The sequence below is a fragment of the Halohasta litorea genome, from assembly GCF_024494645.1.
In the GTDB taxonomy this organism is placed as follows: domain Archaea; phylum Halobacteriota; class Halobacteria; order Halobacteriales; family Haloferacaceae; genus Halohasta; species Halohasta litorea.
In genome coordinates, this window is record NZ_JANHDJ010000004.1 from 13,201 (window position 1) to 37,871 (window position 24,671).

Annotated in this window: 25 protein-coding genes and 1 pseudogene; 16 read left to right on the forward strand and 10 right to left on the reverse strand. The window is 59.6% G+C overall.

Annotated features, from left to right (window positions below; all coding sequences use genetic code 11):
* The first annotated feature begins 59 nt into the window (after positions 1-59).
* The 14 genes and pseudogenes from NO877_RS10370 to mobA all read left to right on the forward strand — a co-directional run bounded on the left by NO877_RS10370 (position 60) and on the right by mobA (position 13,542).
* Complete coding sequence (locus NO877_RS10370) at positions 60-992, forward strand: HhH-GPD family protein (RefSeq protein WP_256396270.1); 933 nt, start codon at positions 60-62, stop codon at positions 990-992.
* Positions 993-1,043: 51 nt separating this feature from the next.
* Positions 1,044-1,192, forward strand: a pseudogene (locus NO877_RS10375) (IS6 family transposase); the annotation flags it as partial.
* Between the two features lie 426 nt (positions 1,193-1,618).
* Positions 1,619-2,191, forward strand: coding sequence for a hypothetical protein (locus NO877_RS10380; protein ID WP_256396271.1), 573 nt, complete (start codon positions 1,619-1,621; stop codon positions 2,189-2,191).
* Positions 2,191-2,874 (forward strand): QcrA and Rieske domain-containing protein, encoded by a 684-nt coding sequence (locus NO877_RS10385; protein ID WP_256396272.1) that lies wholly within the window; start codon positions 2,191-2,193, stop codon positions 2,872-2,874. Before NO877_RS10380 ends, NO877_RS10385 begins: the two co-directional genes overlap by 1 nt.
* Positions 2,871-4,244: a cytochrome b gene (locus tag NO877_RS10390; RefSeq protein ID WP_256396273.1), complete on the forward strand. Its 1,374-nt coding sequence runs from the start codon at positions 2,871-2,873 to the stop codon at positions 4,242-4,244. Before NO877_RS10385 ends, NO877_RS10390 begins: the two co-directional genes overlap by 4 nt.
* Positions 4,241-4,429: a DUF8120 family protein gene (locus NO877_RS10395; protein WP_256396274.1), complete on the forward strand. Its 189-nt coding sequence runs from the start codon at positions 4,241-4,243 to the stop codon at positions 4,427-4,429. Before NO877_RS10390 ends, NO877_RS10395 begins: the two co-directional genes overlap by 4 nt.
* A 6-nt stretch (positions 4,430-4,435) precedes the next feature.
* Positions 4,436-7,324 (forward strand): nitrate reductase subunit alpha, encoded by a 2,889-nt coding sequence (narG, locus tag NO877_RS10400; RefSeq protein WP_256396275.1) that lies wholly within the window; start codon positions 4,436-4,438, stop codon positions 7,322-7,324.
* Positions 7,321-8,379: a nitrate reductase subunit beta gene (gene narH, locus NO877_RS10405; protein ID WP_256396276.1), complete on the forward strand. Its 1,059-nt coding sequence runs from the start codon at positions 7,321-7,323 to the stop codon at positions 8,377-8,379. Before narG ends, narH begins: the two co-directional genes overlap by 4 nt.
* A complete protein-coding gene (locus NO877_RS10410) occupies positions 8,369-9,217 on the forward strand; it encodes an ethylbenzene dehydrogenase-related protein (protein WP_256396277.1) in 849 nt (282 codons plus the stop codon). The genes narH and NO877_RS10410 overlap by 11 nt, the downstream gene beginning before the upstream one ends.
* Before the next feature lie 2 nt (positions 9,218-9,219).
* A complete protein-coding gene (locus NO877_RS10415; protein ID WP_256396278.1) occupies positions 9,220-9,954 on the forward strand; it encodes a molecular chaperone TorD family protein in 735 nt (244 codons plus the stop codon).
* Positions 9,947-10,840: a DUF8068 family protein gene (locus NO877_RS10420; RefSeq protein WP_256396279.1), complete on the forward strand. Its 894-nt coding sequence runs from the start codon at positions 9,947-9,949 to the stop codon at positions 10,838-10,840. The genes NO877_RS10415 and NO877_RS10420 overlap by 8 nt, the downstream gene beginning before the upstream one ends.
* Positions 10,837-11,673, forward strand: coding sequence for a HEAT repeat domain-containing protein (locus NO877_RS10425; protein ID WP_256396280.1), 837 nt, complete (start codon positions 10,837-10,839; stop codon positions 11,671-11,673). The genes NO877_RS10420 and NO877_RS10425 overlap by 4 nt, the downstream gene beginning before the upstream one ends.
* Positions 11,673-12,938, forward strand: coding sequence for a P-loop NTPase (locus tag NO877_RS10430; RefSeq protein ID WP_256396281.1), 1,266 nt, complete (start codon positions 11,673-11,675; stop codon positions 12,936-12,938). The genes NO877_RS10425 and NO877_RS10430 overlap by 1 nt, the downstream gene beginning before the upstream one ends.
* Before the next feature lies 1 nt (position 12,939).
* On the forward strand, positions 12,940-13,542 hold the full coding sequence (mobA, locus tag NO877_RS10435; RefSeq protein WP_256396282.1) for a molybdenum cofactor guanylyltransferase: 603 nt from the start codon (positions 12,940-12,942) through the stop codon (positions 13,540-13,542).
* Positions 13,543-13,555: 13 nt separating this feature from the next.
* Here mobA and NO877_RS10440 read toward each other — a convergent pair whose 3' ends face one another.
* A complete protein-coding gene (locus NO877_RS10440; protein WP_303646947.1) occupies positions 13,556-14,065 on the reverse strand; it encodes a halocyanin domain-containing protein in 510 nt (169 codons plus the stop codon).
* Between the two features lie 297 nt (positions 14,066-14,362).
* Here NO877_RS10440 and nirK point away from each other — a divergent pair, with 297 nt between their 5' ends.
* A complete protein-coding gene (gene nirK / locus NO877_RS10445; protein WP_256396284.1) occupies positions 14,363-15,457 on the forward strand; it encodes a copper-containing nitrite reductase in 1,095 nt (364 codons plus the stop codon).
* Between the two features lie 203 nt (positions 15,458-15,660).
* On the opposite strand, the gene NO877_RS10455 is transcribed toward nirK, so the two are convergent.
* From NO877_RS10455 to NO877_RS10480, 6 genes are all read right to left on the reverse strand, one after another.
* Positions 15,661-16,134: a redoxin domain-containing protein gene (locus tag NO877_RS10455; RefSeq protein ID WP_256396622.1), complete on the reverse strand. Its 474-nt coding sequence runs from the start codon at positions 16,132-16,134 to the stop codon at positions 15,661-15,663.
* A gap of 175 nt (positions 16,135-16,309) precedes the next feature.
* Positions 16,310-17,239 carry a D-2-hydroxyacid dehydrogenase gene (ddh, locus tag NO877_RS10460; RefSeq protein ID WP_256396285.1) on the reverse strand — a complete coding sequence of 310 codons (930 nt, stop codon included), beginning with the start codon at positions 17,237-17,239 and terminating at the stop codon, positions 16,310-16,312.
* 369 nt (positions 17,240-17,608) lie between these two features.
* Entirely contained in the window at positions 17,609-18,751 is a 1,143-nt protein-coding gene (locus tag NO877_RS10465; protein WP_256396286.1) for a hypothetical protein, read from the reverse strand.
* 182 nt (positions 18,752-18,933) lie between these two features.
* Positions 18,934-20,295: a heme-copper oxidase family protein gene (locus NO877_RS10470; RefSeq protein WP_256396287.1), complete on the reverse strand. Its 1,362-nt coding sequence runs from the start codon at positions 20,293-20,295 to the stop codon at positions 18,934-18,936.
* Between the two features lie 58 nt (positions 20,296-20,353).
* Positions 20,354-20,647, reverse strand: coding sequence for a glutamyl-tRNA reductase (locus NO877_RS10475; RefSeq protein WP_256396288.1), 294 nt, complete (start codon positions 20,645-20,647; stop codon positions 20,354-20,356).
* 21 nt (positions 20,648-20,668) lie between these two features.
* Positions 20,669-21,787: a TIGR04053 family radical SAM/SPASM domain-containing protein gene (locus NO877_RS10480; RefSeq protein ID WP_256396289.1), complete on the reverse strand. Its 1,119-nt coding sequence runs from the start codon at positions 21,785-21,787 to the stop codon at positions 20,669-20,671.
* Between the two features lie 196 nt (positions 21,788-21,983).
* Here NO877_RS10480 and NO877_RS10485 point away from each other — a divergent pair, with 196 nt between their 5' ends.
* Positions 21,984-22,250, forward strand: coding sequence for a DUF2249 domain-containing protein (locus NO877_RS10485; protein ID WP_256396290.1), 267 nt, complete (start codon positions 21,984-21,986; stop codon positions 22,248-22,250).
* A gap of 1 nt (position 22,251) precedes the next feature.
* Here the strand turns inward: NO877_RS10485 and NO877_RS10490 are convergent, their stop codons facing one another.
* The 3 genes from NO877_RS10490 to NO877_RS10500 all read right to left on the reverse strand — a co-directional run bounded on the left by NO877_RS10490 (position 22,252) and on the right by NO877_RS10500 (position 24,621).
* Positions 22,252-22,485, reverse strand: coding sequence for a DUF2249 domain-containing protein (locus tag NO877_RS10490; protein ID WP_256396291.1), 234 nt, complete (start codon positions 22,483-22,485; stop codon positions 22,252-22,254).
* Between the two features lie 61 nt (positions 22,486-22,546).
* The gene (locus tag NO877_RS10495) at positions 22,547-22,819 is read right to left on the reverse strand and encodes a DUF2249 domain-containing protein (RefSeq protein ID WP_256396292.1); all 273 of its coding nucleotides are present in this window, start codon (positions 22,817-22,819) and stop codon (positions 22,547-22,549) included.
* Positions 22,820-22,884: 65 nt separating this feature from the next.
* Positions 22,885-24,621 (reverse strand): cbb3-type cytochrome c oxidase subunit I, encoded by a 1,737-nt coding sequence (locus tag NO877_RS10500; protein WP_379827495.1) that lies wholly within the window; start codon positions 24,619-24,621, stop codon positions 22,885-22,887.
* Positions 24,622-24,671: the final 50 nt, after the last annotated feature.

The following is a 24,671-nucleotide window of genomic DNA, read 5'->3' on the forward strand; positions in this document are numbered from 1 at the left end:
GTTGCTGTTCGGATGGCGGGATCAGCATCCCTAAACCGCCCGCGTGCGGAGCGTCGACAATGACTGATGCGGGCACGCAGGCCGAACACGGACTCCCCGACGACGAGACGGTCGCGGCGGTCCAGGAGGCCCTGATCGAGTGGTATGAGGCCGACCACCGCGAGTACCCGTGGCGGGAGACCGACGACCCCTACGAGATTCTGGTTTCGGAGATCATGAGCCAACAGACCCAACTCGATCGGGTTGTCGAGGCGTGGTCGGATTTCCTCGACGAGTGGCCCACCGCCGACGCGCTGGCGGCGGCCCCCCGCGGCGACGTGGTGGCCTTCTGGAGCGACCACAGCCTCGGCTACAACAACCGCGCGAAGTACCTCCACGAGGCGGCCACACAGGTCGTCGAGGAGTACGACGGTGCGTTTCCCGAGACGCCCCAGGCGCTCCAGGAACTGATGGGCGTCGGCCCCTACACCGCCAACGCCGTCGCCTCCTTTGCGTTCAACAACGGCGATGCGGTGGTCGACACCAACGTCAAACGCGTGCTGTATCGCGCCTTCGATATTCCAGATGACGACGCTGTGTTCGAGACAGCCGCAAGCGACCTCATGCCCGAGGGTCGCTCGCGGGTCTGGAACAACGCGATCATGGAACTCGGTGGGGTTGCCTGCGAGAAGACACCCAAATGCGATACGGCGGGCTGTCCGTGGCGGGCGTGGTGTGCGGCCTACGAGAGCGGCGATTTTACCGCACCCGACGTGCCGACACAACCGAGTTTCGAAGGAAGCCGTCGGCAGTTCCGCGGGCGCGTGGTTCGACTCCTCGGCGAACACGACGAGATGGAGCTTGATTCCCTCGGCCATCGCATTCGTGTCGACTACACACCGGACGGCGAGCACGGTCGAGAGTGGCTCCGAGGCCTTCTTTCGGATCTCTCCGACGACGGCCTCGTCCAGGTCGAGGAAGGGACCGATCGGACTATCGCTCGACTCCAATAATCTGATTTAGATCCACTGAATCACTCTGTGAGAGTCACATAGGATCTATGAAAACACGGAAATCGGAATGCCGTCGAACGTATTTTTGTGTGATAAATCGCTGAGCTATCTGTTTCTCGAACTGTTTCAGCAACGCCTCAGCAGATTTTGCTGATGACTGGATCAGCTCTCTCAGTTTCGCATGGACTCTCTTTCTCTAAACACTACCCTATGAACTCACACGGATGTTCCAAGTGCGCTGGGGCTTCCGGACTTACCTTAGAGGACTACGTACACAAGTCTCAAAGGATCACCCGTCTCTCTTCGGTATCTCGGTGAACCACCTCCGGTTATTCTTAGAGAAATTAATGTTAGAATGATAAGGAGAGTGCTGAGTAGCGTAATCAGCACATTATATTCCAATAGGTCTACAGTCTTGAATATTTAAAAACCACGAACACATTCGCGATTATTTTTTTATATAATGCTAATCTCAGTCGAAGTTAGGCGGACGAAAACCCGTGCAAGTCGGAGATAGTCAACAGAAGCAGTATTAATCTGCTACGTATTGTCTGTATCTCCGAATCTTGCAGGTGTTTTCGACCGCGGAGGGATGTTCAAATGACACAACCATACAAAATCAAAGGATGAGACAACGATTCGCACTCATTCTTCTGGTAGCGGTCGTCTTACTCCCAATGTGGTTTGTTGCTGGTCAGGGAGAACCACCAGCAGAAACCGTCGAAATCGATCAAAGTGTTACAAATATTCAACCACTTGAGGGGTTCGTCGACACGCCAACGAAGTTGTCCCCGAGTCAGGTGGGAGTTGTCGTTTGGGTCGCACTCTTTGCACTCCTGGGAGTGTTGGCGTTCTTCCATCGCTTTATGAACGAATTAGCCAGACCGGAGAGTGACACTCCCCCGACCGCTGCCGACGGTGGAACTGTTGGATTCGAATGGATGGAGACTGAAGAGAGATGGATCGTCGGCTATGATCCCCCGAGCGATTCATTGGCCGGACTCATCGCAATGGGTGGGCTCACAGTACTGTCGATCGTGTTCGCTGCGTTGTTCACGGGTGAATACCTCACGCTGGCCCGGACGCAGTACTTCGGCATCTATGCGTTTGGAATGTTTATGTCGTTGACCGGACTGACAGTATCATATTACGCGTGGTTTATGCCACACATCGAAGTCGCCGAACGGAGGGGACACTGATGGAGTCTGAGAAAGACGATATTCTTGAACAACAATATCCGGGCAGTGACTCAGCCGACGGCTGCTGTTGTGAATCACCCTCGGTGAGCCAGCCAAGTATCTATCAAGACTTCTGGCAGGATGCCCGAGCAGAACTTCAGCGTCGAGATTACGCGAAAGGGTTGGCCACACTCGGCGGTCTGACCGCTGTAAGCAGTCTCGTTGCCCCGCTTGCAGGATTGAGTCGGGCGTTCGAAACCAGTTACACCGGACCGATGTACGAAGACGGGATCGCACTCGTCGACGGGGATGGAAACCGAATCGAGGAGGACCGCTTGTCCGCCGGTGAACAACTCACTGTGTTCCCCGAGCCACGACCGGGTCTTGAGGATGCACCGACGCTGTTAGTTCGGTTCTCAGAGGACGACTACGGCGGCGAGACGAATCTCGAATTCACAGTCTCGGGGTATGCCGCCTTCTCAAAGGTGTGTACCCATGCTGGCTGTATGGTAGCCAACCGTGACGGCGACACCTTGGTCTGTCCGTGCCATTCCGGACTGTTCGATCCGCTGTCTGGGGCCACGGTTGTCGGTGGACCCCCACCACGTGCACTGCCACAGCTACCGATTACTGTATCGAGCGACGGCGAACTCATCGCCACCGGTGATTTTGAGGAGGCCATCGGCCCTGGAGGTGGCGGATGAGCCGTCTCGACGAGCTATACGACTGGTTCGATAGCCGATTCGGACTCAGCCACGCCCAGTCGTTTCTCGGGAAAGCGTTCCCGGCGGAAGATTCGTTCCTCCTAGGTGAGGTCGCGCTGTTCTGTTTCGGCCTGCTCGTCGCCTCGGGGACGTTCCTCGGATTCTTCTACGAGCCGAGTACCGCGGCGACGCAGTACCAGGGCAGCGTGATGCAGTATCAGGGCGATGAGATGCCCGCCGCGTTCGTCAGTGTGCTGCAGATCACCTACGACGTGCCCTTTGGGATGTTGATCCGGCGAATGCACCACTGGGCCGCCCACCTGTTCATCGCGTCGATGGCGCTCCACATGCTGCGGGTCTTCTTCACTGGAGCCTACCGCAATCCACGGGAGCCGAACTGGCTGGTCGGCCTCGGCCTCGCCGGACTCTCGATGGGGGCAGCCTACACGGGCTACTCGCTGCCGTTCGACGAGTTCGCGAGCACCGCGGTCGGCATCGGCTACAACGTCACCCTGTCCATTCCGATACTCGGAGAGTGGCTCGCGAACGTCGCCTTCGGAGGCTCGTTCCCATCGAGCGCGACGATCCCACGGCTATATTTCTTCCACGTCTTGGTGATCCCGTTGGCCATCGCAGGGTTACTAGCGGTCCACATGGCGATCCTCATTCGGCAGAAACACACTGAAGCCCAACGCGATGGGGATGTTCAGGGACGTGAAACGATCGACGCCGAGGACGATACCGTGATCGTCGGCCTCCCTGCGGTTCCGAATCAGGTGGCTGTCAGTGCCGTCGTATTCTTCCTGACATTGGCGACATTATCCCTCCTCTCGGGGTTCCTGCCAGTTCACAATATCGCCGAATACGGGCCGAACAATCCGGCGTCGACGCCGGAGCTCATCATGCCCGACTGGTTTCTGATGTGGGGGTACGGATTCCTGAAGCTGATCCCGTCGTGGCTCAGCTTCGATCTGTTTGGCGTCCACTTCAGTGCCGAGTTCATCGGCGGGCTGGTGCTTCCAGGAGTCGTGTTCACGGCCGTCGCCGCATGGCCGTTTATCGACTACACGCCGGAACCGGTTCACTTCACGGCCGATCCCACCGAGCGCCCGTGGCAAACCGCCGTTGGAATGGCCGGGATAACGTTCATCATGGCTGCATCGATCGCTGGGATGGACGTTATCGTCGCTGACGTGGTCGGGATGGAGACAGATACACTCCGTCCGTATCTGTTCGCGTTGGTGATCGGCGCACCGATTGCGATCGGTCTGGCGAGCTATGCAGTGTTGGGTGGCTTCGGTAGCGACTCGCCGACAGAGGGCACAGCGACAATGGATGGCGGAGCGCCGAACACGGAGGACGACGAATGAGCGGTGCTCGATCTACCAGTCTGACCGGTCGACAGTACCGTTGGGTAGACCGGATCACGAAACTCCTCGGTGTCGGTCTCATCGCTGCCGGTCTCGAAGCCGGTGGCGCAACACCGACCGGAATGGCGCTGGCAGTCGTCGGCGTTCTCGTCGGCCTCAGTACGGTAGTTATCACGAACCCCTAATCAACTATGCAAGATACCAATCACACGGACGATCGACGCGACGGAAGCGACGGACGCAAACTGACAGATACGTCACGGCGGGAGTTCCTCAAAGGACTCGGTGTGGCCGCTGGCGGGAGTTTCCTCCAAACCGACGGGCTGCAGGTCGTCGACGATCCGATCGGCTCCTACGAGTATCGCGACTGGGAGGACCTCTACCGCGAACAGTGGGACTGGGATTCGACGGCTCGCAGCACACACAGCGTCAACTGTACCGGCAGCTGTTCGTGGGAGGTGTACGTCCGCAACGGACAGATCTGGCGGGAGGATCAGGCGGCGGACTATCCAGTTTTCGACGAGGACTCCCCCAACCCGAACCCGCGAGGCTGTCAGAAAGGGGCCTGTTACTCGGACTACGTCAATGCGGATCAACGGGTCCTCCATCCCTTACGCCGAACCGGGGAGCGAGGCGAGGGGAAATGGGAGCGGATCAGCTGGGACGACGCCCTGACGGAAATCGCAGAAGAAGTGATCGATGCCGTTCAGGACGAGGAGTACGACGCGATCAGCGCGTTCACGCCGATTCCCGCGATGTCACCGGTTTCCTACGCTAGTGGTACCCGACTCACACGGCTGCTCGGTGGAGTCGCCCACTCGTTTTACGACTGGTACTCGGACCTGCCGCCGGGCCAGCCGATTACGTGGGGGACCCAGACGGACAACGCCGAAAGCGCCGACTGGTACCACGCCGACTACATCATCGCGTGGGGCTCGAACATCAACGTCACGCGGATTCCCGACGCGAAATACTTCCTGGATGCGGCGTACAACGGGACGAAACGCGTCGGCATCTTCACGGACTACTCACAGACGGCAATCCACTGTGACGACTGGCTCAGTCCCGATGCCGGGAGCGATCCGGCACTCGCCCTCGGAATGGCCCAAACCATCGTTTCGGAGGAGCTGTACGACGAGGCCCACCTGAAAGAACAGACCGATATGCCGCTGCTCGTCAGGGAAGACACCGGCAAGTTCCTCCGTGCCAGTGAGGTCGACGGCCTCAGCGTGGATGCAGACCGATCCGACCACGTATTCGTCATGCAGGACGCGGAGGGCAACCTCCGGGTCGCACCGGGATCGCTCGGGATGCGCGACGGGCAACACGACGACTCGGTGAGTATCGAACTCGACTTCGATCCACAGCTCAATGTCGAGGAGAGTGTGTCGACGACGGACGGCGAGGTCGAGGTCCGGTCGGTCTGGAACAACCTGCGCGACGAACTCTCGAACTACACGCCGGAGACGGTCGGCGAGATAACCGAGGTCGGCTCCGAGACCTACCAGGAGGTCGCTCGCGAGTTCGCGCAGGCGGATCGCGCCAAGATCATCCACGGGAAGGGTGTCAACGACTGGTACCACAACGATCTGGGGAACCGCGCGATACAGCTGCTCGTTACGCTCACCGGGAACCTTGGCCGGAAGGGGACGGGGCTCGACCACTATGTCGGCCAGGAGAAGATCTGGACCTACGAGGGCTGGAGTAAGCTCAATTCGCCCGTTCCGGGTCGCAACGTGCCGACGACGCTGTGGACCTACTACCACTGCGACGTGCTTGACAATGCTGACCCCGAGACCACCCAGCGCGTCCAGGAGGCGATCGACAACGACTGGATGCCGGTGTATCCCGAAGAACGCGCCGACGGCTCCCGACCGGACCCACGACTCATGTTCATCTGGCGGGGGAACTACTTCAACCAGGCCAAGGGCAACGTCGCGGTGGAGGAGCAGCTCTGGCCGAAACTGGATCTGATCGTCGACATCAATTTCCGGATGGATTCGTCGGCGATGTATTCGGATATCGTGCTGCCGACCGCGAGCCACTACGAGAAACACGATCTGTCGATGACGGATATGCACAGCTACGTTCATCCGTTCACGCCCGCGGTCGAGCCGCTCGGTGAGGCCAAAACCGACTGGCAGATCTTCCGCGAGCTCGCCGCCAAGATCCAGGAGCTCGCCCAACAGCGCGACGACGTCGACCCGGTTCCGGACCGGGAGTTCGACAGGGAGATCGATCTCGAATCGGTCCACGACGATTACGTCCGGAACTGGGAGGACGACGAGGCCGACGCCTTAGCTGACGACAAAGCTGCCGCGGAGTACATCCTCGAACATTCGGAAGAGACCAACCCCTCAAACAGCGACGAACAGATTACCTTCGACGATATCGATGAGCAGCCACAGCGGGTCGCAGCGGTCGGTGACCACTGGACGTCCGATCTCGTCGAGAACGAGCCCTATACGCCGTGGCAACGGTACGTCCAGGACAAAAACCCGTGGCCGACATTCACCGGTCGACAGCAGTACTACATCGACCACGACTGGTATCTCGAACTCGGCGAGGAACTCCCGACGTACAAGGAGCCGCCGACGCTCCAGGACAGGGCCGACTACCCGCTCAACTACACGACACCGCACGGCCGGTGGTCGATCCACTCGACGTGGCGCGACAGCGAAAAGATGCTTCGCTTGCAGCGGGGCGAACCGGTCGTCCACCTCAACCCCGATGATATGGACGACCGGGGGATCGAAGACGGCGATACGGTGCGCCTCTACAACGATCTCGGAAGCATCGAGGTGCAGGCGAAACGGTATCCGAGCGGCGAACCCGGCACGGCGCGGATGTACTTCGCGTGGGAACGGTTCCAGTTCCCCGACCGTGGCAACTTCAACTCGCTCGTGCCGCTGTATATGAAACCCACACAGTTGATTCAGTATCCCGAAGACACCGGCGAGCATCTGGAGTTCCGGCCGAACTACTGGGGGCCGACCGGTGTCAACAGCGACGTTCGCGTCGACGTCGAGCCGGTTGCGGACGGTAGTGGTGACGACAGTAACGGAGGTTCCAACGAATGAGCTCACACACCGACAGTAGCCAGACGGTCGACCTCGCGGAGGGCGTCAACCATCAGGTCGCGATGGTGATGGATCTGAACAAGTGTATCGGCTGTCAGACCTGCACCATCGCCTGCAAGACGAACTGGACCGACAGCGGCGGCCGGGAGTACATGTACTGGAACAACGTCGAAACCAAACCCGGCGCTGGCTACCCACGGGACTGGGAGGAGTTGGGCGGCGGCTGGGACGACGAGGGCGAAGAACGGACTCCAGGAGAGCTTCCAGAGCAAGAGGATTACGGCGCGCCGTGGGATTTCAACCACGAGCAGATCATGTACGAGGGGAGCGACGAACCGCTCCGGCCTATGGACGACGCCGCCGACTGGGCCCCCAACTGGGACGAAGACGAGGGTGCCGGGGAGTACCCCAACTCCTACTACTTCTACTTGCCTCGGATCTGCAACCACTGTACGCACCCCTCGTGTGTCGAAGCCTGCCCGCGCTCCGCGCTTTATAAGCGTGAGGAGGACGGCATCGTCCTCGTCGATCAGGATCGGTGTCGCGGCTACCGCTACTGTGTCGAGGGCTGTCCGTACAAGAAGGTCTACTACAACGCGATGAAGAAGAAGTCGGAAAAGTGCATCTTCTGTTATCCCCGTATTGAGGGCGAAGGCCCGGAGGGTGAGGTTCGCGGCCCGGCGTGTGCGGAGGACTGTCCGCCACAGCTCCGGATGGTCGGCTATCTCGACGACGAACAGGGGCCGATCCACAAACTGGTCAACGAGTACGAAGTTGCCGTGCGGCTGCATCCCGAGTTCCGGACGGAGCCGAACGTCTACTACATCCCGCCGTTCGCTCCACCGAAACACACCCAAGATGGCGAGTCGACCGACGAGGAGCGTATCCCACGGGAGTACCTCGAAGAGCTGTTCGGGCCGAAAGTGAACGACGCCCTCGACACGATCAACCGGGAACGCCAGCGGGTTCGAAACGGGGGCGAGAGCGAACTGATGGAACTGTTGAACAGTGATCGATCCGAAAAGTACCGGTTAGAGGTGTTCGATGAAGCGTAACGAGTTGCTGTTGGCCGTCGCGCTCGCGGCCGTTGTTGCAGGGGGAACCGTCCTCCTGCCGCCGGTTGTCGGGGCCCAGACTGAACCCGGGGTTCCGGTCGAGTTCGTGGAAACGTCCGACGGGTTCGACTCGCCGACCGGGGGTGGTTGGGACGACGTCCAGACTTCGACGCTCCCACTCAGCAGTGCCGGGGCGGATGTTCCCTCGGCCAATGACGTGACCGTCGAGGAGCTGCAGGTGGCGTCGGTCCGCACAGACGAGCGGATCTACGTTCGGACTTCGTGGGCAGATCCGACACGAGACACCTCCGATTCAACTGTCCGTGAGTTCGACGACAACGTCGCTATCCAACTCCCATCCGACAGTGACGAACAGCCGCCGATCGCTATGGGGAGCTCCGACAATCCGGTCAACGTCTGGTACTGGTCGGGAAGCGGAAATTCGGAGGAACTGCTTGCCGGTGGGCCGGGGTCGACAACGCCGTTCGAAGAAAGCCAGTTGCGTACCGAACAGGAGTACGCCGACGGGCGATGGTTTGTCGTGTTCTCTCGTCCACTCGATCCCGATAGCTCGTTCGCGCTACTACCGGGGTCGGATGATTCGTCCCGGACGACGATCCCACGGGATGACGCTGATCTCGATGTCGCCGTTGCGGTCTGGAACGGGTCAAACATGGAGGTCGCCGGACAGAAATCTGCCAGTCAGTGGCACCGGTTGGCTGTCAGTTCCGGCCCGCCCGCCTACGAGCGATTCCTCTGGGTGATCGCTGGCGTGGCGATCGTGCTGACGACGATCGTGACTATCGAAGGGGTTCGGCGGACACGGGGTGATGAGTAATCATGGCTGTCGAAGACAGCGAGATACTCACCTATCGGCCCGCTACCCTGCCGGACGGCGTCGACCAGGAGCCGAGCGCCCGGGGGGCACTGTATGCCCTCTGTAGTCGGATTTTCACCGATCCGGACGACGAGCTATATGCATTGTTGGCCAACGGGACCGTGACCCGAGAGTGCCGAACGCTCCTCGATCACACGACGCTGTCGGTCGAGCCACCGGATTTCACCGTTGCTGAAGATCACAAAACGGTGTCGGCCAGATTCAACGATCTGTTCGTCATCGGTTACTCCGAGGTCGTCGACAAAACCGACGGCACGATGAACAACCACGGCCCGCCGGTGTCGCTCTACGAGTCCGATTACCGCTCGGAGATCTCCTGGAACGAGGTCAACCTCGATCTGGCTCGGGCATACGAGTTCTTCGGCTGTGAAGTCGACCAGGAGATACGGCGCAACCACGATCACCTCAAACTGGAACTCGAATTCATGAGCTATCTCTGTCGGCGCGAGGCGGCCGTCGATCCGGGGGTCGCCGCAGCACGGCTCGATTTCCACGACCGGCATCTCCGCGTGTTCGCCGAGGGGTTGGCCGACGCCGTCGAGGACGAATCGGGAACCGGGATCTTCGGTCGCGCCGCCGACTTCGTCGAGCGGCTTGTGAAAGCCGACATCGAGGAGTTGGCACATCGAGAGATCGAGGAGCCAACCACCCGTGAGGGAGGATCGACTGATGAGTAACGAACCGATGATCAGCAGCGACCGTCACGGACGGACTTTCATAGATCACGTCCTCTCCCGACAGGGGTCAGTGATTGCGGTAACTGCGGTCGCTGCTGCGGTGTCCGTTATGGGAGGGGCTGTTCTCACAATCGCGGGAAACCTTCCGTATGAACCGGTAGCTGGAACGTCCCTCATTGGGAGTTTCTTCTCAGTTACAACACCATTTACCTTGGCTGCGGCCGCCACTGCAGTTGCGGTGACTGTTGAGAGTTCCCCGGTGAGAGTCGGGCTGTTATTTACTGCGGCGTTCGTGATTGCGGGTGCGATATCACCGGCAGCGGGACTCCCGGCCGTTCTCGGTGTCAGTACCGGTGGCTCCCTCTCGTTGTTTGGCGCTGTCAGTGATGACCTGAATGCCGATACCTACCGACAGTTACTGCTCGTCGGTGCTGCAATTCTCGGTATTGCCCTTTCATTGGGGCGGACGGTCGGACTCGCCCCGGGTGGTAGCCATACGGTCGGCGTCGGGGCTACATTACTCGCCATCGCCCTGCTCGGGCTCGAACTGCCGGTCGACCGTCCCTCACTGCTCGTGGGGATCATCGCCGCGTTAGGTCTCGTTGGGGCCGGTACCTCGGCTCCGTTTGCCACTGGTGCGACGCTGCTTGTCGGCTTCGGGATTACAAATATCCCTGTCGTCGGTGTTGCTATCGCGGTCGCTGGTGTGGTTGCGGCGCTGGCTTCAGGTCTTCGGGATCGTGCTGTGCTTCCGGTCGCTGGGTGCGGCCTCTGTCTGTTTTCTGGTGTCTCTACGACACCTGAAAGCGCAGCTGGACTCGTGATCGGATTTACCATTATCCTCTGTCGTGACTCGATAGCCACCCCGCGAGGTGAGTTCGCATGAGGGATCCGGAGGAGGCGACAGATGGCCCGACAGATCCACGCGTCCATCCCGAGGAGAGTCCTGGATTCGGCGAGGAATCCGAGGGGTTGGAAGACATCGAGGTGGGCCGCGATGTCACGATCGGTGAGGCGACACCGCGTGAGCTCCAGGCGACCGATATCTCTCCGCTCATTGGTACGGAAGCGGTCGAAAAGGTCGCCGATCTCGAATCCGATGATATCGTCGACCGGCGGCGGGCCGCACTCGCCCTCGGCGAAGAAGACCCCGCAGACCTCGTCCTCGACGCACTCATCGAGATCGGGCTGGCTGACGATGACGAGGACGTCAGACAGTTCGCGGTGGAATCACTCGGCGATCTCGGCGGCGAGCGTGCCGCCAGTGCCGCCGCAGAGACCCTTTCGGACCCGAACCCGTGGGTTCGCTCCGAGGCGCTTATTGCGCTCGACAAGATCGACCGGGAGAGATACGCGTCGACGATTGAGGCCTCGCTTGCGGACGACCACCACGCCGTGCGACGAAACGCGGCCGTCTCATTGTTCAAGCTCCGCGGCACCGAAACCGAGGAGATCCTCCTGGAGCAAACCCACGACGAAAGCGAGCGCGTCAGGGAGTGGGCTGCCCACTTGCTCGCGGGAATCCCCGGTGAGCAGGCCGAAACCCGGCTCCAGGAGATTGCGGACGACGAATCAGAGCCGAAGGTCGTCAGATCGACCGCCGCGCGGTCACTCGAAGCCGATTCGGGCGCGTTCCGCCGACAGTTCACCGGCGGGACCGAAGGGTCGACCGGCGGCGATCCAACCAAGAGCCGACTGAACAAGCAACCCGATTTCTAATGTCACCGACACCAACCACAGACGAGGCGCTACAGAACGCTGTCGAAGCCGAACTGCGGACCGTTCGGGACCCCGAGGCGGACGTCTCCGTCTTCGAGGCCGGATTGATCGAAAACATCCACACGACCGATGGCACGGTCATCATCGAGGTCGACCTCCACGATTTCCCGCCACAGGAGGCCGAATCGGTAACGGCCACATTGATGAAAGCCGCCTCGGCGGTCGACGGGGTGCGGCGTGCCCACGTCGAGCAGGTCCCATCCCGACCCGACACGGATGGTCGAACGGCCGGGATCGGGACGGCCGACCGTGTGATCGCGGTCGCCAGCGCGAAAGGCGGCGTCGGAAAGTCGACCGTTGCCACAGGGATCGCCCGCTCCATATCTGCGGCTGGCGATTCGGTCGGCCTCTTCGATGCCGACATTCACGGCCCAAACGTTCCGGAACTGATGGAGGTGAGTGGTCCGGTCCACTCCGACGATGACGGGAACCCGATCCCGGTCGAAAAACGGAGGGTCGAGATCATGAGCGTCGGATTGATGTCCGACTCGGCCCCGTTGGCCTGGCGCGGGGCGATGGCCCACGATGCGTTGTCGGAACTGTTCGAGGAGACCAGCTGGCACGATCCGGACACCATTATCATTGATCTCCCGCCGGGAACGGGAGATATTGCGCTGACGACGTTGGAAGCGGTGCCCATCGATGGCGTCGTCTTCGTCACGACGCCGTTCCACGCCGCCGTCTCGGATACCCACCGCTCCCTGCAGCTGTTCGAGGAAAACGACGTCCCCGTACTGGGGGTCGTCTCGAACATGGGTGAATTCATTTGCGATAACTGTGGCGAGCCCCACGATCTGTTCAGCGACGGCGATCCCATCGCTGCACTAAACAGACCCGTCTTGGCCGAGTTACCGTTCGACGAAACGCTCCAGGAGTTCCCGACAGTCTCCGACCAGGAGTTGCCTGCGTCGTTGCGGAGCCTCGGCGATGCGGTCTCCGAACGATATGATGACATCTGGTCGGTCGACGTGCCGCCGGAGGCGTTGGATATCAGGGGAATGAACGCCGAAAACCGGTACGACGCTATCGAAAACGAGTTCGCCGAACTGGAGTCGGGCGAACCGATGTACGTCGTTAGTGATCGTGACCCCTCGCCGTTACAGTCACATCTCGTCGACCTCTCCGACGGCATCGAGGAACTCGACACGTTTGCGGTGAAACAACAGAACCCCGAAACGTGGCTGGTGCGTACCGTCCGTCCTTAGGATGACGACGGGAGTGATTCTCGCAGGCGGCCACTCGAGGCGGTTTGCTGACGGGGACAAGGCCCTCGCGAGGCTTGCAGGTCGACCGTTGATCGTCCATGTTGCTGAGACGTTGGCGGCGTCGTGTGATGCGTTGCTCATCAGTTGTCGGGCGTCCCAACAGCAACCGCTTCGAGAGGCCCTCGGGAGCCACGGATACGACCCGACGGTCGTCGTCGACGAGGCGGTTGTCGGACCGCTTGGAGGCATCCGTGATGGGTTACACAAAGCAGATACACTGTGGAGTTACGTGGTCGGCTGTGATTTCCCAGGCATCGATACGCAGACACTGGAGGCATTGGATGGGGAAACGGATGCGGAGGCGGTCTTGTTCGCGTCTTCGGGACGGACGCAACCGCTCTGTGGCCGGTATCGAACGGAACCGACCGCAGTAGCCGCCGACAACCTGCTTTCAGCGGACTGCCGCCGAGTGACCACACTCGTATCGGAACTGTCCGTTGAAGTACGTCCTGGAGAACACCAACCGTTCGCTGTCGACACTCGGCTCAAGAACGTGAATACACGTGCTGATCTCGATTCGTTGAGCGTAGACGGTCGCGAATAGATCCGCTAATATATCAACTGATGTAGACTGCACCCTTCATACCGAGAGTGGCGTGAGGATCACATTGGTAGAGAACCGTTCCGGATTCCTCGAAGGTGTATTGGTAGGTATGGCCTTCCTCCTCGACGGTTTCACTATTCAGTGGCCCATCGCCCGCGGAGGAGACGTTGTGAAGGCCGCCGTTGCCAGTCCACTTCCACGTAACGGTCGTTCCCGGCGAGATGGCAATCGCTGCTGGATCGAACAGCAGTTGCTCGTAGCCGACCGCCACCGTCACTTCGTCCTGTCCGGTCAGGTCAACTGTCCCATCATAGTTATCCGTTTCATCGAACCATCCGTCATACTCCGGCTCCTCGGTTAGGTAGGTCAGCTCATCCGAGCCGCCCGCTGTACTGTCGTCTCCGTTTGATTCGGTGTTATCACCTGCATCGGCATTGCTAGACGTACAGCCAGCCAACAGTGTGATTGCTGTGATACCCGTGGTGCTCACAATGGCCCGTCGACTGTATTTGGATGGTGCCATCAGTTAGTGGGTCTCACCCTCCTACCAAAACAGGTAACTTGTATTCTCAGGAAACAATACTATGGTCGAATATGTTCGCCTCTAATTAGTCATACCTGCAAACAGGGAGTTAATATTTCAGGATCTGTTGTTTCAGTGAACATACGACAACTACTCGGATCGCGCTCCTCACCTGTCAGTATATACGTTCCCACTAATTACGTTGGACCGATTATGTTCGATGTTGTTCTCAGTCAGAAGTATTTACACCATTGATTGAAGCAATTCTCTGCGCGAGATTTAGCTGGAGGAAATCCCATGGATAACCAACCCAACCGTCGAACGGTCCTACGAACTGCGGCTGTCGGTGGATCGTTTGTCGTCGCAGGCTGTCTGGGATCGTCGGCACCGAACGGTAGCGAGGGCACTGTCGACGGTTCGGCCCAGCAGACGGCCGATGAGGGACTCCCCGACGCCAAAGCAGTAGACACGGATCGTGTGGCTGCCGATCCAACTGATATTCCCGACCCAGTCGACTGGGACGAACCACGAGAACACGACCATACAGTCACTGTTGAGGAGGTAACTGCCGAAATCGAACCGGGCGTCACATTCGATTACATGACCTACGGTGGTCAAGTTCCAGGACCGATGGTCCGGGTCCGGCAGGGTGATACGGTCAACCTCACCTTCGAGAACCCTGAAGACAGTAATCTGCCGCACAACGTCGATTACCACGCGGTGTACGGACCGGGCGGCGGTGCTGAGGCAACGACAACCGCGCCGGACGAAACCGCACAGCTACGATTCAAAGCGACCTACCCAGGCGCGTACATCTACCACTGTGCGGTACAGAACATGGATATGCACATTAGCGCGGGGATGTTCGGAATCATCCTCGTCGAACCACAGGGTGGACTCACAGATGTCGACCACGAGATCTACCTTGGTCAACACGGCCTCTACACGAAGGGAGAGGTCGGCGAGGAAGGCCACCACGCCTTCGATGTGGATTCGCTGCTGACGGAGAATCCTACCTACGTGGTGATGAACGGTGAGAAATACGCGATGACTGCCGACGTTCACGGTCACGCCGCAACAGTCAAAACGGGTGACACAGCTCGTGTCTACTTCGTCAACGGGGGACCGAACATCACGAGCAGCTTCCATCCCATTGGCAACGTCTGGAAGAACATGTATCCACAGGGATCGCTCAGCACAACGCCTCAGACCAATATCCAGACAACACCCGTCCCACCGGGGAGTACGACCATCGCCACAATGGAGTTCCCGGTTCCTGGAACGATCAAACTCGTCGACCACGCTCTAACGCGGGTCGCACGGAAGGGCTGTCTGGCGACGGTCAACGTCACGGGCGAAGAGAATTCAGAGGTGTTTAACGATAAGCCGTAGTCCACGCCGGTCAAGCGTGCGTATCCTCGCTCAGTTTTAAAAATGAGTATCTCTTCTCCTTCTATGGCAGAATTCGGACGATTCAATGTGTTCTCGGTCGAATCCAGTTACATTTGCGGACCAACAAGCGACACTGGAGTCTCTGATGAAGCTCGGTATACAACTACACTTGACTGGTCTCTCTGTCTCGAATTCTGTCTGAGCTATATATTTCGCACCGCATCAAGCAGTTCCTCGTAGTCCGGTTCGTTCGTTGGATCGTCTGCAATCCAACTGTCTGTTATCGTAGCGTCCTCATCAAGAACGAACACCGCCCGGTTTGCGATCCCATGTAGGCCGAGATCTTCGATATCGATTTCAAGATCGAATGTGCGAATAGCTTCGCCTGCCATATCGCTGATGAGGTCGAACTCGATACCGTGTTCTTCGCGGAACGCGCCTTGGGCGAACGGGGAGTCAGCACTCACACCGAGCACCGTCGCTCCAGCCTCCTGAAACTCATCAAGTCGGGTTTGAAAGGCAACCATTTCGTTCGTACAGGGAGGTGTGAACGCACCCGGAAAGAACGCAAGCACAACGGGGCCATCGCCGAGCGTCTCTTCGAGTTCAAACGGTTCATGATCGCTTGTACCACGCGTCGCGGTGAAATTCGGTGCTGTATCGCCAGGTTCGAGCATCATTAGAAGATGATGTTCGTGTATATATAATATCCAGTGCGAATTTGTTCCCTACGGGCTAGCTGACCAAGTGTTTTGATACCAACTAGTTCATGTGGACACCAGTCCCCTTACTCTCATAACACTCTACATCGAACTAAATTAGAGACAATGGGTGTCCAAAACAGGATACTCCTCATACGACCCGATTGACCAAATCGTCTCCGTCACGAATCCGGGAGACGTTCTCATCGACGAGTGCTGCTACATGGTTACAGTAGTCCCGGGTGAAGGCTCCACAGTGTGGCGAGACGATCACGTCGTCCATCCCCCACAGGGGCGAGGCGTCGGGCAACGGCTCGGTTTCGAAGACGTCCAGTGCAGCCCCCGCAATCAGGTCGTCTTCGAGTGCAGTCACGAGTGCGGCTTGGTCGACGACGCCCCCGCGGCCGACATTGATAACGTACGCATCGTCGTCCATTGCTGCAAACGTTTCCCCGTCGACCATCCCCCTCGTCCGATCGGTGAGTGGGACCGCCAACACGACGAATCGAGCCTCCGAGACGGCCTCTAGTAGGTCGTCGGGCGTATAGACCTCTTCGACGCCCGGTTCCGGCGTCGGCGTCCGACGAACGCCGACCACATCGAGACCGAGCCCAGTGAGCCGGTCGACGATGCCTCGCCCGAGACTACCCAATCCGACGACACAAGCTGTTTCGCCGTCGACTGTCCAGGCTTCGTCCCAGTCGGGTTGTGACCAGTCCCTCCGTTGTTGATTCCCGATGTGTTGGTGAAGCCGCCGGGCGAATGCGAGAACGTAGCCCGCAACAGTCTCCCCGATCGCGTCTCCGTGGATGCCAGTACTGTTCGTGAGAGGGGTACTCTCGTCTTGAAACCGTTCGAAGGGGAACTGGTCGACGCCCGCGAGCACACAGTGAACCCACCCGGAATCGAGGAACGCCTCATGGTAGTCGAACGTCACGACACCCTGATCCGGGGAGAGACGATCTACCGACTCGTCGAAAACTGTCGTCTCGATCGGCGTGTCGTTCAGTTCATCGAGCAGTACCCCTGGTGGGAAAAGTGTCGACACCGACTCGTCGACCACGAGCCTCTGTAGATCCATACGGGCGTGTATACAGTCCAGTACCTAACGCTTGTTCAAAACGATAACCCTCACTACTGAAGGGCAGTACAACCGAATATATTCGCCACAAATCGAATACGTCCATGTTGGTTTCATCTACCATGTCCACAAACGGTCTCATAGCCCCGGTTGTATTCGGCAGTATTGCAGGCGGTGTCGGTCTCACTGTGTATTCGTATGAGGTTGCCATTCTATGTGGTCTCATCGGATACTTTCTCGGTAATGCCATCCAAAGTACCGTCTGGGCAGTTACTGACGTGAACAGCCGTTGAAATGCTTCGCGGAGAACACGACAAACCCAGCTTTCAGAGGTAATTACTGACCAGAAGACAGTCACGGAGGGATCGCTTACTGTGCTGCTTGTCTGAAGAACAGCCCGATTAGGAGATATGCATATCCAATGGCCCCGGCAACGCCGAGCGTCTGGCCGACGATCACCAGGCTCTCAGTATCGATCAGGTACCCACTCACCTCAACGGCGAGTCCACCAGCCAGTGCGACCAGTACCCCAGTCGCGAACCGATCACCGGCTGCAGGAACCCGTGTGATTCCGGGTGGGTAAAACTGGAACCCGATACCGGCGATCGTCAGGCCGAGAAATCCCAAGATGGCGAGTCGATAGTGAGCGGTAACGAGGAGGGTCGACCGATAGCCGGGAGCCAGCGCGAACAACCCACCCAGACCGACGAGGGCCAACCCAGCCAATGCCCCGCCGAGCACACCGTGCAAACCGATCCGACGACGCTCGCTCCGGTAGAAGAGCCAGCCGAAACCGGCGGCGAAGCCGGTCAGGGCAACAGTCTCGAAGAGTGCACCTACCAGGAGCAGTCTGCCACTGGGGAGACCAGCAGCGATCAGTCCTGGACCGAGAACGCCGGTCGACAACACGAGGGCGACGAGCCACTCCGGGGGAGTCGCTCCGAGAAACCGTGGCAGAAGACGGAATCCGATTCCAAAGACGAGTAGGCCAGTAGTGCCAGCCGCCAGCAGGTGGGAAAGTCGTTGCACCGACCCATCGAACCCTGTGGGTAGTGGCAGCTGCGTGGCGAGCAGTCCATACGTTCCAACGGCCAGATACGCGAGAGCAATGGGAAGCACGGCATTGGCCATCCGGTCGACCGACCGCCGCTCGGCGTTATGCTCACCCGTCCCCGTTTCGCGGCCGGTAGGATTGTCACGGAGCGTCCAGCCGAGAATCCCCAGAAAGATACAAACCCCGGCGGTCCACAGAACGGCACCGACCGAAGCCAGCCGATCGGAGAGCGGTGCCACTGTGAGCATCGCCGTCCCGACGACAGCGAGTGGAAGATGTAACGCTGGTGCCTGTGGGACTGCCAACTCCCGGTCGAAGTACGACGGGATGAGCGAGTAGGCCTTTCCAAACACCATGTGAAAGACGAATCCGAACAACCCGAGGGTAACCGAGGATCGTCGAGTGATACCGACGAGGACAGCGAGCTGCCAGACGACAAGCCAGATCGTACTGGCCACAACGAATCCACGGCCCCATCTTGAGACGGGTTTACTCACTGTGGCCATACACCACCATCAGTACGCCACCCGAAACCCCGATTGCGTAACCGACATACCGCGACAGTGAACTCCCTTTTATCAATTGTAACAGACTCACTTTGCCCACCGCTACTGGTGAATTCGAAATCAATATAGACATCCTACTGATCAGTATTCCCATCCGTTGCTGGCTGGCTCACAACCGTCGCGAGCCGTCCACCGAGGATTTTCGACAGCGAATCGGGGCTGTGGTTGTGGATCACACCGAGGATATTGGTTACAAATACGACGATACCCGCCAGCAGGACGACGCCACTCGTCACGGTAACGGTCGAGGAGACATCGAGCCAGGCAGCACCGACGAGACCGATCGTACCCACCGACAGCAGGCCGAAATCGGTCGCTGCGAGTCGGTCGTCATAGAGATCGTCGATCATCGGTACCGGCTCGTAGCCCAGTCGGTCGCTGTAACGGTCGACCCAGATAATGAACGGAACGATGTGGTAGAGCGTACCGAGCACGACGAAACCGATAACGCCGAGTACGAGCAGATACAGCGTCCGCGGGCCGCCGAACAGCGCCTCCCGTGCGAGCGGATCGGCGATCCACGCCGGAGCCGCGAGGATCGCCCAGCCGCCGAGGGCGACCGTTGCGACGGCGTACCGCGAACACATCGGCGTCCAGTCGATCTGCGTCTCGTAGAGACGGCGACCGAGGATGATGCTGAATCCGGCGAGGGAAACTACCATGAGCAGCCCACCAACAGTGGCGAGTGGCGCGGAATCGAGGAGTCGACCGGCCGCAAGCCCGAGGACACCGACTGGGTAGCCGACCGCTTCGAACGCTCGAAGCGGGCGGTCGACCCCGTGGAGTTTGGTCTGGGTGAACATCGTCGCCAGCTGGTAGAGTGCACCGAGGACTGTTGTGATGACGATACCGAACACAGCGAGTGTCACGTGGGCATGGATCACAGCCGTTCGTGTCACCGTTTCGGGACCGAACAGCGGGCGGGTGAAATCGATGGCGAGTAACAGTCCGAGTGTCGTCGTGAGGAGCAGAAATCCGAGTGCGAGAGCGAAATGACGCTCCGTAACGTCGTAGGCGGACTGCCCCCAAAGCGTACGGCCGATATTGTAGACGAAGATCCAGAACCCACCGAGGAGGATCGCAGCGAAGACCGGTGCGATCCCGAGGCTTCCAGTTGCGAGTGCTCCGGCGAACCCGAGCAGACCGACTGTAACAGCCCAGAGTTGGAGCGTCGACAGTCGCCGGGAGTGGAGTTCGGTGCCCGACCAGACGGGAACGAACTGCGTCATCGCGCCCATAATCGTGATACAGATCCACCCAGCCAACAAGAGATGGACGTGTGCAAGCGTCAGCAACGCCGAAAACTGGCCGAACGCGGTTCCAATACCGATGAGGACCCCGCCCAGAAGACAGCCGAGCCCGACGAGAAAGTGGCGAAGCGGAACCCGCATCGGCGGTTGATTGGCGGTGTCGAGGTCGTTCGGAACAACGGTCATACTGCGCTGTTGGGACCCAACATCCCTGCGAATAGTCCCGAATATATTCGAGCCGATCTCAGGCTTTGGGATCGAAGAGGTCGACTGCGGTCCGAACCGTCTCCGGGTCGTGATCGTCGGCTTCGAGGACGGACTCGGGTGAGGAAAGGATTTCATCGAGGATGGCCGTCGCCATCTCGTCGACGATCCGCCGCTGCTCGGCCGTTAGCGTTCCGTGTGCTTCGAGGCGATTCATCGCCTGCTGGAGTTCCTGCTGTTTGATTCGTTCGCCGTGGGCTCGAATCGACTGTTTGACCGCTTCGGGGTCGACAGCGCCGTCGCCCTCTCCGACAGCAGTCTGTTGGTGGTCCATATCGTCTGTGTATCCATCCACTCAGTCGGCAGTTGTCGGGTCGACTACTGGCTCCGACTGTGTCGGCAGCGGCCCATCGTACCCCTCGGGCACGTAGCTGCAGAGGGGATCGGAGTCGAGCGGATCGCCGGTGTAGGCGAACGCCCGCGACCGACTGCCGCCGCAGACGTGGCGGTACTCACAGGCTCCACACTTCCCACGCAGTGCGTCGGAATCCCGCAAGGAACTGAACAGCTCCGAGCTGCGGTAGATCTCGGTGATTGGCTCCGATCGGACGTTGCCCGCCGACTTCGGGAGGAACCCCGAGGGGTAGACCTCGCCACGATGACTGATAAATGCAAATCCGTCCCCGGCGGTGATACCCGTCCGTCGACCGATCCCGTCGGCCGACGGTGTGCTCGTCGCACTCCCGTCTGCCCGTCGGTCGAGTGCGACACGCCGATAGTGGGGTGCCTCGGTCGTCTTGACCCCGAACGGAGCATCGGCAGCGACATCGCAAAGCCATTCCATTACGCCCTCGGCACGTTCCGGCGAGATGGGATCGAGGACTCGACCGCGACCGACCGGGACGAGGAAGAACACCGACCAGAGGACCGCACCGAGCTCCGCGACCAACTCCTGGATCGCTGGCAGTTGGTCGACCGTCTCCGCACAGACGGTTGTATTGATCTGGAGCGGGAGCCCGGCGGAGCGGGCTGCCTCGGCGGCCTGCATGGTCTGGTCGAAACTGCCCTGTTCCTGCCGGAAGCGGTCGTGGACGGCTGCCGACCCGCCGTCGACACTGAGGGCCAGCCGTCGGAGTCCGGCGTCGGCGAGCGTCTCGATCCGACGCCGGGTGAGCGACCCCGTGCCGCTGGGCGTGAGTGTCATCCGAAGGCCGATCTCGGTGCCGTACTCGACGAGGTCGACGGTATCATCCCGAGCAAGCGGGTCGCCGCCGGAGAGCACTACCAACTGGCCGTCCCCGAACTGGCGGGCGTTCTGTAGGAGCTGTTTCCCCTCCTCGGTCGAGAGTTCGTCGGGATGACGACGCTCCTGTGCGTCGGCGCGGCAGTGTTTGCACGCGAGTTCACAGGCTTGGGTTACCTCCCAAATAAGAACGAACGGTCGCTGTGTCGTATCGATATCTCGTGGGTTCATATCGGATTGGTCTTCGGAATCGGCGGTGTACTGAGGCTGCGGTCACTACTGCATTCTCGAACGGTGATGCTCCGCGAAGTAACTCTGTGAGGCCATCCGGTAAAACGGACTGCCGAATATGTTCGTCCCTGGTATCGCAGTCAGAATCGAACATCTTCGGGAGTATCCCCCTATGTGTTCGGCAACGAGTCGACATATGGTTGAGATAGACAGCGTGTTGGCGGAGACCGATGCTCCATCCGAGAGCCCACGGGAGACGATCGATGCACGGGAGCTACCGCCGCCACAACCGCTACAGAAAACGCTGGAGCGATTGGTCGAACTCGGTTCGGAAACAGTACTCGTTCAGCTGAACGATCGGGCACCACAACACCTCTTTCCCGAACTAACCGACCGGGGATACGACTACGAAACAGTTGAAGTCAAGGAGTGTGTGGTGACGGCGATCTGGACTGCCCAGTAGCCTACTTCTTTGGGAACGTCGCGGCGAACTCGTTCGGTTCGCGCTGGTCGACCTCGTAGGCCTCCTCGTCGAAGGCGTCGACTTCGGCCTGCATCTCGTAGAACAGGGGTTTGGGGTTGTGGTCGTTGATGATCGTCAGTGCCTCGCCGGAGTCGAGGTCCTCGAAGGCGGCGTGGATCTTCGGATGTCGCTTCGATGGTGGAATGTCACGGACATCAAGTGTCGTGTCTGCCATACACTGTTCAAAAGACACGCCCCCAGTATGGTTCGTCTCCCGAATATATTCGGGACGTGGGTCAGGCCTTGCTGATCAACACCCGCCACTCGTCGTCGGTCGCTTGCGTGGTTTCGTATTCGAATCCCTTCCGTTTGAGAACGGAGTACAGTGGTTTGGGTTCGAAGCTGTTGATCAGCAACACGGTGCCGTCTTCCGGAAGGTCCGTTAGTGCGGCCATAATATCGCTAAACGGCTCGCCGTTGATCGTCCGTGCGTCGACTGTCCGTGTCGGGTCGTCGCTCCCAGTCGTGTCTGCGGTTTGAGCGGCTTCCTCGGTGGTGTCTGCTGCCATATCCGGCCTATCGGGGCCGAGGGGGGGTACTGGTTTCCCCGATAATGTTCGCCTGGTACTCCGTCTCAGTCGGCTTCTTCGCCGCCGTCTGTAACCGTGAGGGCCGCCGCTCGCTGTTCGGCGAACCACTGCCATTCGCGGGTGTTCTGATCGTCGCGTTCGAGGTTCCACGGGTCGTCGCTGTCGACGCGTTTTCCTTCGAGCCACGAACTCACGAGGTTCCAGACGAAGATCAACTGGCCGACGACCAGTAGAACCACGCCCACGGTGGCAAGCTGGTGCAACAGCGTGAAGTAGTCGACCGGGCCGACCGGCGTCGCGTAGGCGGCATATCGACGGGGCATCCCGCCGTATCCCAGCAGGATCATCGGGAAGAACGTGAGGTTCGTCCCGACCATCGTCAGCCAGAAGTGGGCCTTGCCGAGCGTCGCCTGGTACCACCGTCCGGCATACAGCGGGAACCAGTAGTAGATGCCTGCGAAGACCGCAAACGCGATCGCCCCCATGATGACGTAGTGGAAGTGGGCGACCACGTGGTAGGTGTCGTGTAGCACGAGATCGACCGGGATCGCCGCCTCGAAGACGCCGGTAACGCCGCCGATGATGAAGTTAGCGATGAAGCCAATACAGAACAGCATCGGCGTCCGTAGCCGAATCCGGCCGTTCCACAGCGTCGTAATCCAGTTGAACACCTTGACTGCCGAGGGGATGGCGATCGCGATCGAGACCGCCATGAACGAGGCCCGAAGTCGGGGGTCGATGCCGGTGGCGAACATATGGTGGGCCCAGACGCCAAACGAGAGCACACCCAATGCGAGAGTGGAATACACGACGAACTTGAAGCCGAACAGTTTTCGGCCCGCGAACCGCGGCAGGATGTAGCTGATCAGTCCCATCGGCGGCAACACGAGGATGTAGACTTCGGGATGACCGAAGAACCAAAACAGGTGTTGCCAGAGGATCGTCCCGCCGTCGGTGGCGAAGAAGGTCGTCCCGAAGTTCCGATCGGCCAGCAGCATCATCAGCGCACTGCCGAGCAGCGGGAATGTAAAGAGAATCTGGGCGGATTGAACGAGGATCGTCCAGGAGAACAGATCGAGGTTCGCCCACGTGACGTCCTCGCCGCGCTGGGTGAAGATGGTCGCAATGAAGTTGATCGCCCCCATCGTTGCGGCGACTCCCGACAGGTGGAGCCCGAGGATCATGAGATCCAAGCCAGGGTTCGCTTGTTGGATCGACAGTGGCGTGTACAACGTCCAGGCGGTCGCTGCGCCCTCGACGCCCGACAGTACCGGGTTCAGAATAATGCCGCCCCAGATGAGCAGCGCCCCCGGCGGCAACAGCCAGAAGGCGATGGCGTTGATTCGGGGAAACGCCATATCGTCGGCCCCGATCAGAATCGGGATGAAGTAGTTGGCAAAGGCGGCTAAAATGGGCGTCCCGAACAGGAACAGCATCGTGATGCCGTGGCTGGTCAGCAGGACGTTGTACGTCGACCGGCCCAACAGGTCCGACGCAGGGGTAATGAGTTCGAACCGCATGAGGACGACCGCGATCCCGCCCCACGCGAAGGAAATGACTGCGAACACGCCATAGAGGAGCCCGATGTCCTTGTGGTCGACGGTCGTCACCCACCGAAGGAGTCCACGCAATTTCTCCCCGCCGATCTCCTCGGAGCCGACGAACTCGCCCCCGCCGGAGGGAACGGACTGTGGCTGTCGACGCGATAGCAGAACGGCGATACTTATAAAAACGATTCCCATGACGACAGTAAGCGCGACCTGTGAAGAGAGCTGAACCATACCGACCGAATACGATTGTAGCCATATGGGAGTTGACCGGAACATATTCG